This window comes from Nonomuraea salmonea, from assembly GCF_042428605.1.
Lineage (GTDB): Bacteria > Actinomycetota > Actinomycetes > Streptosporangiales > Streptosporangiaceae > Nonomuraea > Nonomuraea salmonea.
This window is the reverse complement of record NZ_JBHMCF010000003.1, coordinates 369,958-386,175: the sequence shown is the minus strand read 5'-3', so window position 1 is coordinate 386,175 and position 16,218 is coordinate 369,958. Positions and strand designations below refer to the sequence as shown.

General features: G+C 71.1%; 16 protein-coding genes. 5 read left to right on the top strand and 11 right to left on the bottom strand.

The window, feature by feature from the left end:
* Window positions 1–26: 26 nt before the first annotated feature.
* Window positions 27–401, top strand: a complete 375-nt coding sequence (locus ACFFR3_RS03020; RefSeq protein WP_364365783.1) for a VOC family protein — start codon at window positions 27–29, stop codon at window positions 399–401.
* 5 nt (window positions 402–406) lie between these two features.
* Here ACFFR3_RS03020 and ACFFR3_RS03015 read toward each other — a convergent pair whose 3' ends face one another.
* The gene (locus ACFFR3_RS03015) at window positions 407–1,231 is read right to left on the bottom strand and encodes an SDR family NAD(P)-dependent oxidoreductase (protein WP_379482546.1); all 825 of its coding nucleotides are present in this window, start codon (window positions 1,229–1,231) and stop codon (window positions 407–409) included.
* Between the two features lie 83 nt (window positions 1,232–1,314).
* Here ACFFR3_RS03015 and ACFFR3_RS03010 point away from each other — a divergent pair, with 83 nt between their 5' ends.
* The 3 genes from ACFFR3_RS03010 (at window position 1,315) to ACFFR3_RS03000 (ending at window position 4,472) form a co-directional block, all read left to right on the top strand.
* Complete coding sequence (locus ACFFR3_RS03010) at window positions 1,315–2,877, top strand: DUF4434 domain-containing protein (RefSeq protein ID WP_379482545.1); 1,563 nt, start codon at window positions 1,315–1,317, stop codon at window positions 2,875–2,877.
* A gap of 69 nt (window positions 2,878–2,946) precedes the next feature.
* Window positions 2,947–3,243, top strand: a complete 297-nt coding sequence (locus ACFFR3_RS03005) for a DUF8820 family protein (RefSeq protein ID WP_364365791.1) — start codon at window positions 2,947–2,949, stop codon at window positions 3,241–3,243.
* The gene (locus ACFFR3_RS03000; protein ID WP_379482544.1) at window positions 3,243–4,472 is read left to right on the top strand and encodes a DUF6745 domain-containing protein; all 1,230 of its coding nucleotides are present in this window, start codon (window positions 3,243–3,245) and stop codon (window positions 4,470–4,472) included. The genes ACFFR3_RS03005 and ACFFR3_RS03000 overlap by 1 nt, the downstream gene beginning before the upstream one ends.
* 6 nt (window positions 4,473–4,478) lie before the next feature.
* On the opposite strand, the gene ACFFR3_RS02995 is transcribed toward ACFFR3_RS03000, so the two are convergent.
* The 10 genes from ACFFR3_RS02995 to ACFFR3_RS02950 form a co-directional block, all read right to left on the bottom strand.
* Window positions 4,479–5,306, bottom strand: coding sequence for an STM4011 family radical SAM protein (locus ACFFR3_RS02995; RefSeq protein WP_379482543.1), 828 nt, complete (start codon window positions 5,304–5,306; stop codon window positions 4,479–4,481).
* Complete coding sequence (locus ACFFR3_RS02990; RefSeq protein ID WP_379482542.1) at window positions 5,300–6,568, bottom strand: STM4012 family radical SAM protein; 1,269 nt, start codon at window positions 6,566–6,568, stop codon at window positions 5,300–5,302. Before ACFFR3_RS02990 ends, ACFFR3_RS02995 begins: the two co-directional genes overlap by 7 nt.
* Window positions 6,555–7,391, bottom strand: a complete 837-nt coding sequence (locus tag ACFFR3_RS02985) for an STM4013/SEN3800 family hydrolase (protein ID WP_345397232.1) — start codon at window positions 7,389–7,391, stop codon at window positions 6,555–6,557. The genes ACFFR3_RS02990 and ACFFR3_RS02985 overlap by 14 nt, the downstream gene beginning before the upstream one ends.
* Entirely contained in the window at window positions 7,378–8,424 is a 1,047-nt protein-coding gene (locus ACFFR3_RS02980) for an STM4014 family protein (RefSeq protein WP_364365803.1), read from the bottom strand. The genes ACFFR3_RS02985 and ACFFR3_RS02980 overlap by 14 nt, the downstream gene beginning before the upstream one ends.
* A 70-nt stretch (window positions 8,425–8,494) precedes the next feature.
* On the bottom strand, window positions 8,495–9,547 hold the full coding sequence (locus ACFFR3_RS02975) for an STM4015 family protein (RefSeq protein ID WP_364365806.1): 1,053 nt from the start codon (window positions 9,545–9,547) through the stop codon (window positions 8,495–8,497).
* A gap of 6 nt (window positions 9,548–9,553) precedes the next feature.
* Entirely contained in the window at window positions 9,554–10,519 is a 966-nt protein-coding gene (locus ACFFR3_RS02970) for an STM4015 family protein (protein ID WP_345397243.1), read from the bottom strand.
* 72 nt (window positions 10,520–10,591) lie between these two features.
* Entirely contained in the window at window positions 10,592–11,959 is a 1,368-nt protein-coding gene (locus tag ACFFR3_RS02965; protein WP_364365809.1) for a glycoside hydrolase family 5 protein, read from the bottom strand.
* A 4-nt stretch (window positions 11,960–11,963) separates the two neighbouring features.
* Window positions 11,964–12,812: a carbohydrate ABC transporter permease gene (locus tag ACFFR3_RS02960; RefSeq protein ID WP_345397249.1), complete on the bottom strand. Its 849-nt coding sequence runs from the start codon at window positions 12,810–12,812 to the stop codon at window positions 11,964–11,966.
* A complete protein-coding gene (locus tag ACFFR3_RS02955; protein WP_345397252.1) occupies window positions 12,809–13,681 on the bottom strand; it encodes a carbohydrate ABC transporter permease in 873 nt (290 codons plus the stop codon). The genes ACFFR3_RS02960 and ACFFR3_RS02955 overlap by 4 nt, the downstream gene beginning before the upstream one ends.
* 83 nt (window positions 13,682–13,764) lie before the next feature.
* Complete coding sequence (locus ACFFR3_RS02950) at window positions 13,765–14,940, bottom strand: extracellular solute-binding protein (RefSeq protein ID WP_364365813.1); 1,176 nt, start codon at window positions 14,938–14,940, stop codon at window positions 13,765–13,767.
* Between the two features lie 251 nt (window positions 14,941–15,191).
* On the opposite strand from ACFFR3_RS02950, the gene ACFFR3_RS02945 reads away from it, so the two are divergent.
* Window positions 15,192–16,202: a LacI family DNA-binding transcriptional regulator gene (locus tag ACFFR3_RS02945; protein ID WP_345397261.1), complete on the top strand. Its 1,011-nt coding sequence runs from the start codon at window positions 15,192–15,194 to the stop codon at window positions 16,200–16,202.
* Window positions 16,203–16,218: the final 16 nt, after the last annotated feature.

The window sequence follows — 16,218 nt, the reverse complement described above, 5'->3', positions numbered from 1 at the left end:
CCAACTATTTAGACGGGAGGATCCCCATGGACGCCCTCTACCCCCGGCTCCTGGTCCGCGACTTCGACACGAGCCTCGCCTTCTACCAGGCCGTCCTGCGCGACCTGCACGGCGTCGAGCCGGTCAAGGTCCTGCCCGGCTACGCCAACTGGGACATCTCAGGAGAGGCCGGACTGGTCCTGTTCGACAGGAGCCGGCTGGACGTGCTCACGGACGGCGACGGCGACCGGGCCATGCTGGTCATGAAGGTGGACGACGTGGACACGGCGGCCGGCTGCCTGGAGCGGCACGGCGCCACCGTGGCCGCCCCGCCCCAGGACCGCCCGGCTTGGGGCCCCACCTTGCGCACCGCGCACCTGCGCGACCCGGAAGGCACCCTCATCGAGCTGCAGTCGTACTGAGATCGTCAGGGAATGATCGAGTCCACGTAGCCGCCGTCCACCCGCACGGCCGCCCCCGTCGTGGCCGAGGCGAAGGGCGAGCTGAGATAGACGACCAGGTTCGCGATCTCCTCGGGCTCGATCAGGCGCTGGAGCAGCGACTGCGGCCGGTGCAGCCGCATGAACTCGCGCTGCGCCTCCTCCCACGGCAGGTCGCGGTCCACGAGCTGGTAGACGAAGTCCTCGACGCCGCCGGTGTGGGTCGGCCCCGCGATCACCGAGTTGATCGTGACCCCGCTGCCCGCCGCCTCCTTGGCGAAGCCCCGGGAGACGGCCAGCAGCGCCGTCTTCGACATGCCGTAGTGGATCATCTCGGCCGGGATGACGACGGCGGAGTCGCTCGCGATGTACTGGATGCGGCCCCAGCCCCGCTCCCTCATGCCGGGCAGGTACGCCCGGGTCAGCCGGACCGCGGCCAGCACGTTCACCTCGAAATAGCGCCGCCACTCGTCGTCCTCGATCTCCAGCGGCGGCTTGGCGCCGAAGATGCCGAGGTTGTTGACCAGGATGTCGACGTGCGGCAGCATCCGCAGCACCTGCTCGCAGCCCTCGTCGGTCGAGACGTCGCCCGGCGCGGCCACCAGGTCGTAGCGCAGGTGCTCGCCGGCTTCGCGCCCGGCGTCGATGCGCTCGTCGTCCATCCGTTCGATGGCCGCCGCCACCGAGCCCTCGCCGCGGCCGTTGATCCCTACGCGGGCGCCGGCCCGCACGAGCCCGGTGGCGATGGCCGCCCCGATGCCCTGGGTCGAACCGGTGACGAGAGCGGTTTTGCCTGTGAGATCGATGCGCACTGTGGTGTACCCCCTTGCCGGCCATTCTCCGTGATCGCCGGTGATCGCCCGCATGCGGGGGTGCTGCGTAGTCTGGAGGGTGCGTGGAAGGGGTGTGGGTGCACCGGATCCTGTGGCTGGTGGTGGCGGCCGCCTTCGTGGCCGGCCTGGTCGTGCCCGACGAACCGGTGCGGAAGGACGACGCGTGCCCGCCGCGCGACCTGCGGGTGTCCGCCCCCTACGCGGTGACCGGCTACTGGGTGATGCCGCGCGCCGACCCGTGCGTCACGCGGCGGATGGTCGAGGCGATCCACGCCATCGGGGGCGACACGCTGATCACGTTCGGGCCCAGGTTCGCGGCCGGGCCGCCCGATCCCGACTTCGCCGCCTGCCGGGTGGACGGGCGGCCGTGCGCCGAGGTGCCCGGGGTGCGGCGCGTCTACACGTACGTCACCAGCGAGGAGTTCGGCGAAGGGCTGCTGCGCTGCCCCGGCCTCGACCGGCGGGTGGAGAGCGACGGGCGGATCTTCTACCGGCTGACGCTGGCCGGCTCGTGCGCCGCTCCCGCGCACGACCTGGTGCTGGTCGCCACCGACGGCGACGGGCTCGGCAACCTGATGCGGGAGGCGGCCGCGTACGGGATGACCGTCTTCCCCGGGCTGCCCGCCGCGCCGCAGCGCGCGGGCAAGCCGTGGGAGCCCGACCTCGCCCACACCGCCGCGCTCAACGCGTTCACCGCGCGCGTGCTCGCCGACTACCGGACGCGGTTCGGGGCCGCGTTCGGCGGGGTGTACCAGTCGTTCGAGCTGGCCGCGCGGGCCCGGTCCGACCGTGATCCGATCATCTCCCTGTACGCCGCCCAGCACGCCGTCGTCGCCGATGCGCTGCCGGGCAAGAAGATCGTGGTCAGCCCGTACATCGACGCGCGGCGCGGGCGCGGGTTCCCGCCGTCGCAGGTGCCTGAGGGCATCGCGGACATCGCGGGCACCCGGCACGGGCTGCCCATGGCGATCGCCGTCCAGGACGGGCGCGGCACGGGCAAGGTGCCGGTGCACGGCCCGCACGAGGCCGAGGCCGCGGTGGCCGCGCGGCTGGTGCCCGTCGTCGGCGCGGTGCGCAATGGGCAGGCCTATTACGGGTCCACGGCCTCCTACGTGGAGGCGGCGGCCCGCGAGGTGCCCGAGGGGGTCGAGCTGTGGGTGAACGTGGAAGGCTTCGAGCCCACGCCCGCCGCGGGGGAGTGCGGCCGGGTGGACCCGCTGCCGCTGCGCGGGCGTACCACGAAGGCCCGGCTCGACCAGCAGGTCATGGCCGCCGGGCGGCACCCCGCCAAGATCATCTCGTACGGCTGGGACCCGTTCTTCACCTGCCAGGCCCGCCACGACACGCCCTCGCTGGCCGACGACATCGCGGCCGGGTGGCAGCAGCCGATCATCGTGGCGGCGTACCGGAAGGCCGTGAACGGGCGGCCAGGCGTGCAGGTGGAGGGCTACAACCTGCGGGGCGGCACGCTGACCTTCGGTGAGACGTCGGTGCAGCAGGAGTGGTACGCCCGCTCCCGCCTGGAGACGGCCTGGGCCCCCTACGAGCCCACGTCCCCCTGGACGCCGGTCACCGCCACGAACGAGGCCGGCCACACCAGCACCACCCCCTACGTGATGCCCTGAGGGGTCCCGGGTTTTGTCGGTGGGGCCCGCTAGTTTTCGATCATCCCCCCGAACGATGGAGGTTGGTCGATGTACCGACAGGGCGACATCCTGCTCGTCCCCGTGCCAGAGGCGTCCGCGCCCGCCAAGACGCGTCCCGAGCCGCGTGACGCGCGCGGGCGGCTGGTGCTGGCCTACGGCGAGGCGACCGGGCACGCGCACGCCATCCCCGGTCCTGGCACGCTGTCCCACGGGTTTCTGCACCTGCCCGACGGCGGGCGGCTCGAGCACGAGGAGCACGCGGCGATCTCGCTGCCCAAGGGCTGGTACCGCGTGGTCAGGCAGCGCGAATACGTGCCCGGCTCCTACCGGGTGGTGGCCGACTGATGGCCACGCTGACATGGGAGCAGGTCGCGCTCGCCACCGGGCCGGGCGACGGGGCCGAGGCGGCGGTGCGTCAGGCGTACAGGGAGGCAGGGCTGGCCGAGCCCGAGCTGATCCTGGTGCTGCCGTCCCCGGCGGCGGGCGCGGTCACGGCGGCCTGGCTGACGGGCGACCCGCAGGCTCGCGCGGCGCTCGCCGCGGCAGGGCTGGGGCCGTCGAGCCGGGCCGGTGCTCAACTTGGCACTGCGGCGGGGCTGGGGCCGTCGAGCCGGGCCGGTGCTCAACCCGGCACTGTGGCGGGGCTGGGGCCGGAGAGTCCTGCGGGGGCCTTTCCGATCCCGGACCTGCCCGCCCTGCTGCCCGACGGCCCCGGACGTTCGGTGCGCGACGACCTCCGCACCCAGCCGTGGGCGCGTGCCAGAGCGGCGGTCTACGCCGAGTGTGGCCCGGCCGGCTGGGCAGCCCTCTGGGCCGACACGGGCGGCCGCCTCTGGCCCCAGGCCCAACGCCTGATCAACGACATTCGCCGCGCGATCGGCGAGCTGAGCGGGCATGGCGAGCAGGACGGCGCGGCCCAGGGCGAGGGCGGGCGGGAGCTTGGGGCGGTGTTGCGTGAGGTGACGCTCGACGCCGTGTTCGGGCAGCACGACGCGCCCTGGTTGTCGGCCTTCGACGGGCACGACGGGCTCGACGGGCTCGACGGGCTGAAGCGGGTGGCCGAGCAGGCGGGATGGTGGTGGCCGTACGAACGGGTGGCCGTCGTCACCGAGCGTCCCGTGGAGCTGCACCTCGACGACCTCGGACGGCTGCACCGCGCCGAGGGCCCGGCCCTGGCGTTCGCCGACGGGTTCGCCCTGCACGCCTGGCACGGCATGCCCGTGCCGGCCGGCTTCGGCGCCGCGATGACCGCGCTCACCCCCGAGCGCATCCGCGCCGAGCCCAACGCCGAGCTGCGCCGCGCCATGCTGGAGCACTTCGGCCCCGAACGCTACCTCGCCGAGTCCGGCGCCGAGCCGCTCCACTCCGACGAGACGGGCGTGCTGTGGCGGGTCGAGCTGGCGGGCGACGAGCCGCTGACCATGGTCGAGGTGGTCAACTCCACTCCCGAGCCCGACGGCACCCGCCGCACCTACTTCCTCCGCGTCCCGCCGTGGACCGAGCGGGCCCGGCAGGGCGTCGCCTGGACCTTCGGCGTCGCCGAGGACGACTACCACCCCGAACGAGAGACCTGACCATCCTCACCAGGCGTGAGGAATGCGTTCGAGGACGCCGCCCGTGAAGACGTCGTACAGGCCCAGCGGTTCCAGGTGCACATAGCCGATGTGGCAGTCGCACAGGGCCGCGGGGCAGGGGCGGGGGCGTAAGGCGGCGCGGTATGAGTCGTCGTACAGGTTGCCCAAGACGTCCGGGACGAAGTGGCAGCGGCGGACGGTGCCGTCACCGTTCACCGAGATCACCGTGTCGCCGGTGCGGCAGGGAAGGCCGGCGCTGGCGTGGGGGAAGCGGCTGTGGCGGAAGAGGGGGTCGATGGCCGTCCAGTCGGCGGCCTCCTCGTCGGTGTAGTGGCGGCCCTCCTCGGCGTTGACCCACAGGTACGTCTCCGTCGGCAGGTCGGCTCGCAGCCGCCGGGCGTCCGGCAGGTGGGCGGGGTCGCCGACGATGCCCACGCTGTGGCGCACCGGGAGTGAGCGCACCTTGGCCAGGAAACGCTCGTACGGCACCTGCGTCGGGTGATACGTCACCCACAGCGCGGCCCGCTCCGACGCCTCGGCCAGCCACTCGGTACGGCAGCTCAGGTTCGTCTGGATGGCGACCCTGGCGACGTTGGGCAGCCACGACAGCTCGACGAGCGCCCGCCGGTACCACGACCTGACCAGCCCCTCGCCCCACGGCGTGAACAGGACCGACAGCTCGCCGTCGTGCCCGGCCGCCCAGCGGGTGAAGCGTTCGAGCGCGGCCCGGTCGGCGCGCAGCTGCTCGGGGGTGTCGCGGCGCTTGGCGAACGGGCAGTAGGCGCAGTCATAGTCGCAGCTGGCCAGGGGACCGCGATAGAGGATGGTCAGCATGCCTCGTACGCCTCCATGAGGGCCCGCACGCGCGGCGAGAACAGGGCGGGGCCGATCGCGTCGGAGTGGGCGAGCCCTTCGGGGGTGAGCGTGATCGTCTCGCCGGTGATCGTCAGCCAGGAGGCGAACGCGTCGAGCGGGAAGTCGTCGAGCACGTCGGTGCCGAAGCGGGCGGCGTACTGGGGGCGCGACATGCCCTCGGCGCGCAGCAGCGACTGGATGAGGTGCCGCCGCCTGCGCTCGTCGGGAGTGAGGGCGAAGCCGACGTTCGCGACGTCGAAGTCGGTCCTGGTCACGTAGTCGTCGATGATCGAGCGGACGTGGCGGGCGCCGACGGCGTACTCGAAGGAGTAGTGCAGGCCACTGGTGTACGAGCGGGCGCCGCAGCCGAGGCCGACCATGCCGTCGGTCTGGCAGCAGTAGCCGGTGCCGGCGGACGGGGTGCCGGGCAGGCGGAACATGCGCATCGAGACCTGCTCGTACCCGGCGGCCATGAGGTGGTCGCGGCCCTCCCGATAGAGCTCCAGCCGCTGGTCGTCCCAGGCGCGGCCCTGCCTGCCCAGCCCGGTCAGCGGTCGCACGTAGAGCGGGTAGAGGTAGATCTCCTCGGGACGCCAGCCGAGCGCCGTGTCGAGCGAGTACCGCCACGATCGCGGCGTCTGTCGGTCGATGCCGTAGATGAGGTCGATGTTCAGGACGGGCACGCCGGAGGCCCTGATCGCGTCGAGGGCGGCGTCCACCTCGGCCCGTTTCTGCGGGCGTACGGCCGAGCGCGCCTCCTCCGGTACAAAGCTCTGCACGCCGATCGAGACCCGCGCGGTGCCGCGCTCCGCCAGCACCGACAGGCGGTCAGGGGTGGCGGTGCCGGGCGACGTCTCGACCGACAGCGGCACCCGCGCCAGGTCCACGCCCATCGCCTGCTCGGTCAGGTCGAACAGCCGGGTCAGCTCGCGGGCGCTGAGGTAGGTGGGGGTGCCGCCGCCGAAGGCCGCCGTGCCGAACGCGGTCTCCTCCAGGCACTCGCGCACCTGGCGGGCCTGGCGTTCGAGCGTGTCGAGGTAGGCGGTCACCAGCTCCTCGGGGGCGCCGGTGCGGGTGAACAAGTTGCAGAAGCCGCAGCGCATCTCGCAGAACGGGATGTGCACGTAGAGGGCGCCGGGGCGCTCGCCGGCCCAGACCTCCTTGAGGTGCGGGCGCGGGTCGAGGGGGCGGTAGGCGGTCTTGTGCGGGTAGGCGTAGACGTAGCCCTCATACGGCCGCATGACTCTCCAGGACGAAGTGGGTGTAGGGGACGGTCCAGACGACCTCGTGGCCGATGCGGTGACCGGTGTGCCCGTCCTCGCCGTACGCGGTGCCGTGGTCGGAGCAGACGATGGCCAGGCAGGGACGGCGGCGGCGCATGAGGGCGTAGAGGCGGCCGATGTGGCGGTCGACGTGGCGCAGGGCGGCGGCGTGGCTGTCGAGGGAGTCTTCCCCGGCGCCGGGCAGGTAGAAGTGGTTGGGCTGGTGCAGGGCCGAGACGTTGAGAAAGAGCATGACCGGGCCGGGCACACGGGCCAGCACCTCGGCGGCGCGGTCGATCTGGCGCTCCAGCGACTCGGGGTTCGTCACGCCGAACTCCGGCTCCCAGTGACTCTCCGCGAACAGGCCGGGCAGCGCCGACCCGAGCGGGGTCAGCTTGTTGAAGAACCCGACCCCGCCGATGCAGACGGTGTGATAGCCCGCCCGCGCCAGCCCGGTGGGCAGATCGGGCGCATCGAACACCCACGTGCCCTTCCCGGTCGTCTCGCTCCCGGGGAAGGTGGCCGCGAACAACCGCGGATGCGGCCCCGGCGTGACCGGCGTGGGCAGAAACCCGGCGAACATGGCGGCGTGGGCCGCATAGGTGAAGCTCCCCGGACTGTGCCGCCGCTCCCACCGCACACCGTCCGGCAGCAGATCGGGCAACAGCCCAGCCTCTGCCTGCGCAACGGCCACGTCGTAGCGCAGCGTGTCGAGGGTGACCATGAGCAGATCGTGCGTCCCCACGACGGCGTTCATGTCGATGCCGGTGGCAAGGTGCCCGCCGCGGTCAGTGGTGGTCATTCAGGACCGCCTCGACCTGTTCGGCGTACGTGTCGCGACCATGTCCGGAAATATCCCCCAGCCTCGGGAGAAGGTCGCCGAACGCGTTGACCTCCGCCACCACCACGGACCGCCAATCGGTCCCCACCATCACGTCGACCCCCGTACTCAAACTCCGCGGAAAGCACCGTGCCGCAGCGGCGCACACCTCCAGCACCCGCTCCCACAGCCCGGCCCTCCGGCGTACGACATCGAGGTCGCCCCGCGCGCCCCCGAGGTGCAGGTTCGTCATGGGGAAGCGGCTCGTGCGGACGACGGCGTGCGTCGGACGGCCCGCCACCGTCACCACCCGCAGGTCGAACGCCCGCCCGCCGGTCATCGCCTTCGGAAACCACCGTTCGACGTGCAGCCCGCCGGGCGCCAGCACGTTCACCAGCCGCCGCACCTCGGCCTCCTCGGTCACGGTCCTGACCTGGAGGGAGTTGCACAGCACACCGTCCAGCCAGACGGCCGAGGTGACGGCGTGGACCCGGCTGCCATGGGTCTGAAAGGCGATCACGCCTGACGCCGACGAGCCGTGGGCGGGCTTGACGAACACCCGCTGCCAGCCCCGCCGCGCCATCTCCTCCCGCAGCCCGTCGTACGAGCGGGCCTCGAACGCCTCCGGCACCGGCACCCCGGCCGCCGCCAGCACCGCGTGGCAGCGCCGCTTGTCGAACATCACCTTGATCTCGCCCACGTCTCCCAGCAGCCGCACGCCGGGGATCGCCGCGACCCGATCGAGCCCGGCACAGAACGACGCGTACCAGGCCGCGCCACCTCCTGCCCGCGCCGGATCGCCGGGGCCGCGCAGCAGCTCGTCCGCCCGCGCGTCCTCCCCTGGCGAGTCGATGCGCAGCAGCGTCCCCTCGGGCACGCTGATCTCCCGCCCGGCAAGCACGTCCTGCCACGGCACGACGTGCGGCTCCGCAAGCCCCCGCGCCACGACCGCGTCACGAAACAACGTGACCCGCCGATCGCCCGGCGTGCCGACCACGGCAAAGCGCACCGTCATGCCCGCTCCGCGAGGTGGAGGGTGTCCCGCCGTCGGTCGTCTGGCGTGCCGGCGAGGGCGACGTGCGCCGTCATTCCCACTCCGCGATGTAGGGCTGGTCGAGGGCGCCGGGTGGGCGTGTCAGATCGAGGGTCACGCCGGGGAGCGCCCGGCGCACCCGCGCCACCATGGGGTCGCTGAGGAAGTGGTGGTGCAGGTCGAGCACCCGCAGGTGGGTCAGCGGCTGCCCGCTGAGCAGTGCCTCCATGCCGTGGTCGGTGAGCGCGCCCCGGCCCAGGCTGAGCTCGTCGAGCCCGGCCACCACGGGCGCGGCGGCGACGGCGGCGGCGATGTCGTCCTGGTATTCGCTGTTGCGCAGGCCGAGCCGCCTGAGCGCGGGCAGCCGGGCGCCGGACAGCGGCTCGTCGAGGTCGCCGATGGTGTTGTCGCCGAAGTAGGCGGGGGTGCCGAGCCACATCTCCAGGTGTTCCAGCGCGGGGAACGAGCTCGCGCCCACCGCCCTCACCACGGCGCCGGGCAGGCCGCCGCTCTCGAAGCGCAGCACCCTGAGGCGGTCGTGGGCGACCGGCCGCAGCGCCAGCTCGTCGGAGCCGCGCACCTCCAGGCGCTCCAGCAGCGGGTACGCCTCCAGGACCGGCGTGATGTCACCGTGGCCGATCCAGGAGATCTCCCACCGCTCGGTGGGCGTGAACCCCAGGAAGACGGCGCGCAGCGCGGGCAACCGGTCGGCGTAGCGGGCGAGGATCTCCGGCGCGTGGGACACGCTGCAGCCGCTCACCGCCAGGGCCCGCACACGCTCGGGCCCCACGCGGTCGAGCAGCGCGTCGAGCTCACCGGGCAGGGCGCTCTCACCCCGCTCGCCTGGCTCGACGGAGTCGGTGACATCCCAGGCGACCAGCTCGGGGGACAAGGGGACGGTCTCACCCACCTGCTCGACCGGCAGACCGGCGAACCGATCGCCCCCGTAGAGGTCGGGATCGGCGAGAAAGCTCGCCCCCGGGTCGGTGGGGGAGGTGACGCCCGGATCGGTGGCCGTGCCGCCGGAGGAGGTGCGGCCAGGGCCGGTGGGCGTGGCGGTGGGGGATGTGGCCCCCGGAGTGATGGGGGTGGGATCGGTGGTCACGTGGGGTTACTCGCTCACCGCGACGTAATGCCAGTCCTCTTCGCGGCTGCGGCGGTCGTCGAGGCGGAGCTCGACGCCCGGCAGCGCCGCCGGCAGGCGGGCGGCCATGCTTTCGCTCAGGTAGTTGTGGTGCAGGTCGAGGCGGCGCAGGTGGGTGAGGGGCTGGCCGCTGAGCAGGGCCGTCGCGCCCTCGTCGCCGAGCGAGCCCATCGACAGGCTCAGCGTCTGGAGCCGGGCCACGACGGGGGCGGCCGCCACGGCGCCGGCCAGCTCGTCGGCGTAGGGGCAGTTCTGCAGGCCGAGGTGACGCAGAGCAGGCAGGCGCTCACCGCTGAGGATGCCCGCGACGTCGGCCACCGTCGAGTCGCCGCCGTATCTGTCGACGCCGAACCAGAGCTCCAGGTGCTCCAGCGCGGGCAGGTCGGAGGCGCCGACCCCGCGGACGACCTCGGCGGGCAGCCCGCCGGTCTCGAACCTGAGCACGCTCAGCGACTGGTGGCGCACCGCCGGGAACTCCAGCCCCGTACCGCCGCGCACCTCCAGCCGCTCCAGCCGGGGGAAGGCGGCCAGCAGCGGGGTGACGTCGGCCTGCTGGATCCAGGAGATCTCGGACTGCTCGGGCGACATCGCGCCGAGGAACACCGAGCGCAGCTCGGGCAGCCGGTCGGCGTTGCCGGCGAGCGCCGCGATGACCGGCTCGCAGCTGTCCTCGTAGTTGTCCTCCCACTCGCCGAGGACGATCGCCGTGACCTTCGTGGTGTCGACGTGCTCGAAGAACCACTGGACACTCGCGGCGATCTCCTCGGGGGCGTCGTCGTTCCACTCGCTCGCCTCGAGCTTCCAGGCGACCGCCCCCGGGTCAGGGGGCGGCGCCTCGACCTCGCTCTCCTCGCACAGCACGGTGAACACCGGCAGCCCGGCGTAGGAGTCGTGGTAGGTGTCGTAGTGGCTGGGCTGGTCGTCGAAGGTCACGGACGGTCCTAGATGTCGGGGGGATGCAGCGGCTCCTGTTCTACTAGATCCACCCGACAATTCCGCATCGGCTCAGCCCTGGAGGTTCGCGGACAGCAGGTCGAGCAGCGGCTCCCTGCGTACGCACCGCTCCAGCAGGAACGAGTCGGCCAGCTCGGCCAGCTCGTCGTCGCTCAGCCCGCGGAAGCGCTCGGCGTACTCCGGCAGCAGCGCCTGCGCCATCAGGATGTGCCTGATCAGGTCGTCCGTCTGGTAGCGGGCGCCCCACGGGTAGGGGTCCCAGCCGGAGAACTCGCCCTCGATGAGCGTGTGCAGCGGAGCCAGCACGTCGGCCGCCTCCTCCATGGTGGAGCCCCAGCGGTCCACGCCGAGCCGCCGCTTCTTGGCGATGACGTCGCCGAACCGGTCCAGGTACGCCCCCGAGGCGTGTACCAGGCCCTGCAGGCCGACGTCCTTGTACGTCCACAGCGACCAGCCCACGTCCTGCGCGTCGTAGATCGCGAGCTGGTCGCGCAGGATCTGGTAGCGCTGCCCGTCCACCTCGGGGTCGCCGGTGTAGACCGGCCCGAACTCGCCCACCCACAGCGGCGTCCCGGTCTCCCGCTGGAAGCGGGAGCGCTTGGCGAAGGTGCGCTCCAGCTCGTCGCGGTCGCACCACTCGCCGCGCGTGTAGCCGGGGTACGGGCCGCCGTGCGCGAAGCCGGCCAGCGCGTAGTCGTGCAGGACGAAAACCGTGTTCTCGTACACCTCCCGAAATATCGAGAAATCGGTGGCGTACGTGTTGCCGTCCAGGAACAGCACGTGCTTCGGATCCGCCGCCCTGATCGCCTTCACCAGCCGGTCGTAGAAGGGCCCGATCACCTTCCCCGACACGTCACCCGGCTCGTTGACCGGGTTGTATCCGGCGACCCACGGATTCTCGCGGTAGTGGTCGGCGATGACCTCCCACAGATGCACCGCCCGGTCCTGGAAGTGCCGGTGCTGCCAGAACGCGGCGACGTGGGTGGGATTGTCGCTGTGCCAGTGCTGGTTCTGCGAGCCCGGCAGTGCGTGCAGGTCGATCACGCTGTAGATGCCGCGCTCGCCGAGCAGCCCGATCACCCGGTCGAGATGGCGGAAGCCGCGCGGATCGATCTCCATCGGCCGGTCGTCGGACTCCCAGTGGCGGTAGTTGACCGGGATGCGCACGCAGTTCATGCCGAGTTCGGCCAGCAGGTCGGCGTCGCGCTCGGTGAAGAACGAGGTCAGCAGCCGGTCGAAGAACAGCTCCGCCCGGTCGTCGCCGAGCACGCCGCGCACGGCCTGCCGCATGGCGGACTCGTTCGCCGGGTAGCCGGTGATGAAGTTCTCCATGTTCATCCAGCCCCCGAGACCCACCCCCCGCAGTCGTACCGGTGCGTCGTCCTCGGTGACGAGCTGGGTTCCGGACACATGCAGCATGGACTCACCCCTTAGTCGCGCCGGCGGTGAGCCCACCGACCAGGTGTCGTTCGGCAATGGCGTAGAAACCGAGCGCGGGCACCATGGCCAGGATCAGGAAGGCCAGGATGCGCGCGGTGTCGGAGGCGTACTGGCCCTGGAACTGCTGGATGCCGAGCGGCAGCGTCCAGCTCGCCTCCTCGCTGAACACCACCAGCGGGAGCATGAAGTTGTTCCAGCTCCCCACGATGGCCAGCACGGAGACGGTGGCGATGGCGGGCCTGGCCATCGGCAGCAGGATGCGCCAGAAGAACCCGAACGGCGAGCATCCGTCGATCGTGGCGGCCTCCTCGATCTCACCCGGGATGCTGCGGAAGAAGCCGCGCAGGATGATGATCGTCAGCGGCAGGCCGAAGGCCGCCTGCGTGAGGATGACGCCGAGCGGGCTGTCCAGCAGCCCGAGCGTGCGCAGCAGGACGAAGATCGGCAGGATCGCCACCGCGAACGGGAACATCAGCCCCGCCGTGAACAGCATGAAGAACAGCTCCCTGCCGCGGAAGGCGAACCGGGCGAAGACGAACCCCGCCAGCGCCGACACCGCCACGGTCAGCACGGTCGTGGCGACCGCGATGAACGTGCTGTTCCACACCTGCCGCCAGAACGCGCCCGAGGCGAGCACGTCGGTGTAGTTCGCGGTGATCCACGCCTCGGGCAGGCCGAACGGGTTCTCCGACAGCTCGCTGTTGTCCTTGAAGCCGCCGAGCAGCGCGTAGATGACCGGGGCCACCATGAAGGCGCCCACGATCACCGCGATCACGTGCAGGGGCAGCGTGTTGCGGCGCCGTTTGAGCGGTCTGCGGGTCCTGTGGTTCATCGCCGGCCTCCCATCGAGGTCGTCGCGCCCTCCAGGTCACGGCGCATCACGAAGCGCTGGTAGAGAAGGGCGAAGATGAGGCTGAGCGCGAACATCACGACGCTGATCGCGCTGGCGTAGCCGACCTGGGAACGCTTGAAGCCCCACTCCATCATGGTGACCGCCATCGTCTCCGAGGAGTGCGACGGGCCGCCGCCGGTCAGGATCCAGACCAGGTCGAACAGCTGGATCGTGTAGATGACCGACAGGAAGACGCTGATCCTGATCGTCGGGCCGAGCAGCGGCAGCGTCACGTACCTGAAGGTCTTCCAGCCCGTGGCGCCGTCGATCTGGGCGGCCTCGATCAGCTCGTTCGGGATGTTCTGCCGCCCCGCGAGGTAGATCATCATGTGGAAGCCGAAGTACTTCCACGTCATGACCACGAACAACGACGGCATGACGGTGTCGGGGTTGGCCAGGAACTCCGACTCCAGCCCGACCAGTCCCAGGATCTGGTTCGCCATGCCCGAGCCGGGCGAGAGGATCAGCGAGAACAGCACGCCGGTGATGACCTCGCTGAGCACGTACGGGGCGAAGAACAGCACCCGGTAGAGCGCCCTGCCACGGATGCGCTGGTTCAGCAGCATGGCGATGGCCAGCGAGAACGGCAGCTGGACGAGGATCGAGAAGAGCACCAGGACCAGCAGGTGCCACAGGTCCTGGGCGAAGATCTCGCTGGTGAGCAGCCGGGTGAAGTTGTCCAGCCCGATGAAGTCGGTCGGCAGGCCGCCGAAGCCGTTCCACTTGAAGACGCTGGCGTACAGGGCCACCAGCATCGGGGTCACGACCAGCATCAAGAACAGCACGAGCGCGGGGAGCAGGAACAGCATGATGCCCACCCAGCGCCCGCGGCGCCTCCCGACAGGGGCGGGGGCCGGAAGCTTGACCGCTTCCGGCCCTCTCGTGAGTGTCGTCATCCTTCGCTCTTGGCCACTTCGGTGATGGCGGCGCCGACCTCTTCCGGTGTCTTCGTCCCGGCGAACAGCTCGGCCACGCTGTCATTGACCTGCTGTCCGACGGCCGGCGGGTAAGCCTGGTCCAGGTAGAGCTGGTAGCCGGTGGCGCTGGCCAGCTGCGTCGCCACCTCCTTGAGGTTCGCGTCCTTGACCGCGCTCTCCTCGCCCTTGAGCACCGGCAGCACGGCGCCGGACTCCACGGCCTCGGAGTGCTTGTCCATCTGGGTCATGAACTTGACGAAGTCCACGGCCTCCTTCGGGGCGTCCGCGCCCACGGCCAGCCCGCCGCCGCCGCCGAACGCGTCGTCGATCGAGCCCTTACCGCCCTCGACGGCGGGGAACGGGAAGAAGCCGAGGTCGTCGCCGAGGCCCTTGCCCGCGTCCGCCTGGGTGACGGGCGCCCACTGGCCCATCAGCTCCATGGCCGCCTTGCCGTTGCTGACCAGCGCGGCCTGGCCGTCGGGGGTCGAGTAGGCCGCGCCGAGGAAGCCCTTCTGGAACGGCTGCAGGTCGGCCAGCGCCTTCGCCTGCTGGCCCGCGGCGATGAAGTCGGGCTTGGTGAAGTCATGGTCGGTCTCCGCCTGCTTGAGCCCTTCGATGCCGGCGATGCGCAGCGCGAGGTAGGCCCAGTAGTAGTGGCCCGGCCACTTCTCCTTGCCCGCGAGGGCGATCGGGGTGATCCCGGCCGCCTTCAGCTTCTTGACGGCGTCAAGGAACGCCGACCAGGTGGCGGGCGGCTCCGTGATGCCCGCCTGCTCGAAATGCTTTTTGTTGTACCAGAAGCCGACCAGGCCGATGTCGGTCGGCAGCCCGTACGTCTTGCCGTCCACCTGGTACGCGCTCAGCGACGCGGGGGTGAAGTTCGGCAGGACGTCGGCGACGTCGGCCGAGATGTCCTTGACCAGACCGGCGTCGATCTGCTGCTTGAGCACGCCACCGCCCCAGGAGGCGAAGATGTCGGGCGCCTTGCCCGACTGCGTGATCGTGGTGAGCTTGGCCTTGTACGCCTCGTTCTCCAGGACCGTCGCCTTGATCGTGACGTGCGGGTTCGCCGCCTCGAACTCCTTGGCCCGCTTGGCCCACAGGGTCTTGAGCGGGTCGGCCGTCGACAGGTGCCACCACTCAAGCGTCACCTTCTGGGGAGCTCCGCCACTCTCCTGAGGAGCGGACTCCCCTCCACCGCTACCGCAACCGGCCACGAGCACGGCGGTTGCGATCACCACCAGACTGCGTTTCATGGGGTTCCTTCCTCAGCTGACTGTTGAAAGTTTCGAGAACCCCCCGATAGTTTCGCTGCCGTGATCGTAGGTAAACGCCAGGTAAAGCGTCAACACCCCCTTTGGGAGCGATCCCAAACCGAAACTTTCGGATACACTCCCGATTTGTGTCAGCGAAGAGGCGGGTCACGATCGCACTGATCGCGGAAGAGGCCGGCGTATCCATCCCCACGGTCTCCAAGGTCATCAACGGGCGCCCGGAGGTCGCTCCGGCGACCCGCCATCGTGTCGAACGCCTGCTGCAGGAGCACGGCTACCAGCGGCGCATCAGCCAGGACGACACCCCGGCCGGCCTGGTCGACCTCGTCTTCGCCGAGATCGAGTCGCCGTGGGCCATGGAGATCGTCCGCGGGGCCGAGAGCGCCGCACACGACGCCGGCGCCAGCGTCGTCATCTCCGTTCTGCACACCCATGCCGGTCCAGGGCGCGACTGGCTCGAACGGCTCGCCGCCCGGCGGACCGACGGCGTCGTCATCGTCGCCTCCCGGCTGTCCACCGGCATCCAGGCCCAGCTCAGCGCCCGGTCGCTGCCGTTCGCCGTCGTCGATCCCGAGGGCGAGCCCGCGCCCGGCGTCGTCTCCGTCGGCGCCACCAACTGGAACGGCGGGCTCGCCGCCACCCGCCACCTCATCGAGCTGGGCCACCGCCGCATCGGCATGATCAGCGGGCCGTCCGACATGCTGTGCAGCCAGGCCCGCATCGACGGCTACCGCGCCGCGCTCGAGACCGCCGGGCTGCCCGTCGAGCCCGAGCTGATCAGGCGCGGCACCTTCCTCGTCGAGTCCGGCCACGACGAGGGCCACGCCCTGCTGTCGCTGTCCGAGCCGCCCACCGCCATCTTCGCCGCCAGCGATTTAATGGCCTTCGGCGTCTTCGAGGCCGCCCGGCAGCGCGGGTTGCGCGTCCCCGAAGACCTGAGCGTCGTCGGCTTCGACGACCTGCCGCTGGCCAAGTCCGCCTGGCCGCCGCTCACCACCGTCCGCCAGCCGCTCCAGGAGATGGCCGCGCTGGCCACCAAGACGGTGCTCGCCATGGGTCATGGAGAGGTGCCGGAGACCAAGCGGGTCGAACTCGCCACGGAGCTGATCGTCAGGGAGAGCACGGCCCGCCACGGGTAGTCCCGTTTCCGGGTGT